General features: G+C 68.5%; 2 protein-coding genes. One reads left to right on the forward strand and one right to left on the reverse strand.

From position 1 onward, the window contains the following. Positions 1-91: 91 nt before the first annotated feature. Positions 92-1,135, reverse strand: a complete 1,044-nt coding sequence (locus AB7U92_RS24780) for a rod shape-determining protein (protein ID WP_428583149.1) — start codon at positions 1,133-1,135, stop codon at positions 92-94. 217 nt (positions 1,136-1,352) lie between these two features. Here AB7U92_RS24780 and AB7U92_RS24785 point away from each other — a divergent pair. Then, positions 1,353-1,491, forward strand: a 139-nt coding sequence (locus tag AB7U92_RS24785) for an Asp-tRNA(Asn)/Glu-tRNA(Gln) amidotransferase subunit GatC (protein ID WP_428583151.1), incomplete at its 3' end; no start/stop codon positions are given.

Raw genomic sequence — 1,491 nt, forward strand, 5'->3', positions numbered from 1 at the left:
CGGAAGAAGGGAGGCGGCGTGCGGTCGAGGGTTCCGAGGGGCATGGCCGCAGTTCGCGTGGGGCCGCGTCAGCGCGCGGCGAGGGCGAGCGTCATTCCGAGGTGAAGATCGCGCCCAGGCGCTCCATGCGCTCCAGCGCCATGCCGCAGCCGCGCACCACGCAGGTCAGCGGGTCTTCGGCCACCAGCACCGGCAGGCCGGTCTCTTCGGCCAGCAGCCGGTCGAGGTCGCGCAGCAGCGCACCGCCGCCGGTGAGCATCATGCCGCGCTCGGCGATATCGGCGCCGAGCTCCGGCGGCGTCTGCTCGAGCGCGTTCTTCACGCTGGAGACGATCTGGTTGAGCGGGTCGGTCAGCGCCTCCAGGATCTCGTTGGACGAGATCGTGAAGCTGCGCGGCACGCCTTCGGAGAGGTTGCGGCCCTTGACCTCCATCTCCTTGACCTCGCTGCCCGGGAAGGCGGAGCCGATCTGCTTCTTGATCGCCTCGGCGGTGGGCTCACCGATCAGCATGCCGTAGTTGCGGCGGATGTAGTTGATGATGGCTTCGTCGAACTTGTCGCCGCCGACGCGCACCGAGCCCTTGTAGACCATGCCGCCCAGCGAGATCACGCCGACCTCGGTGGTGCCGCCGCCGATGTCGACCACCATCGAGCCGGAGGCTTCCGACACCGGCAGCCCGGCGCCGATCGCCGCAGCCATCGGCTCCTCGATCAGGTAGACCTCGCTGGCGCCGGCGCCCAGCGCCGATTCGCGGATCGCGCGGCGCTCCACCTGGGTCGAGCCGCAGGGCACGCAGATGATGATCCGCGGGCTCGGCTTGAGCACCGAACGCGGGTGGACCATCTTGATGAACTGCTTGAGCATCTGCTCGGTGACGGTGAAGTCGGCGATCACGCCGTCCTTCATCGGGCGGATCGCCTCGATGTTGCCGGGCACCTTGCCGAGCATCGCCTTGGCCTCGGCGCCGACCGCCTGGATGGTCTTCTTGCCGTTGGGCCCGCCCTCGTGGCGGATGGCCACCACCGAGGGCTCGTCGAGCACGATGCCCTTGCCACGCACGTAGATCAGCGTGTTGGCCGTGCCCAGGTCGATGGCGAGGTCCGTCGAGAAGTAGCGACGAAAGGATTCGAACATGGGTCTGGAAAGCTCTCGGAGCGCGGTTGCCGGCGGACCATCGGGTCGGGCCTGGCGCGGCGTTCGTTGGGTTGGCTGTCTCGTTCCTCGGGCCCCGCAAAGCGAGGCGGGGCGCGCTGCGCAAGGGCTTGTGGATAACCGGGGATAATACCCCATCGGCCTGCCTCCACCGGGGTGCAGGCCGCCTGTTTTCACCCTGTTTCCGCTGCCCTTGCCCATGGCCCTCACCCCGCAAGACGTGAGCCGCATCGCCCACCTCGCCCGGCTGGAGCTGTCCGCCGCCGAGCAGGCCTCGCTGCTCACCCAGTTGAACGGCTTCTTCGGCATCGTCGAGCAGATGAGCGCCGTCGACACCA

The sequence above is a fragment of the Piscinibacter sp. genome (assembly GCF_050175855.1).
Classification (GTDB): domain Bacteria; phylum Pseudomonadota; class Gammaproteobacteria; order Burkholderiales; family Burkholderiaceae_C; genus Piscinibacter.

Coding starts and splice junctions, on each gene's coding strand:
- AB7U92_RS24780 (WP_428583149.1), bottom strand. CDS start 1,135: ATGTTCGAATCCTTTCGTCGCTACTTCTCGACGGACCTCGCCATCGAC.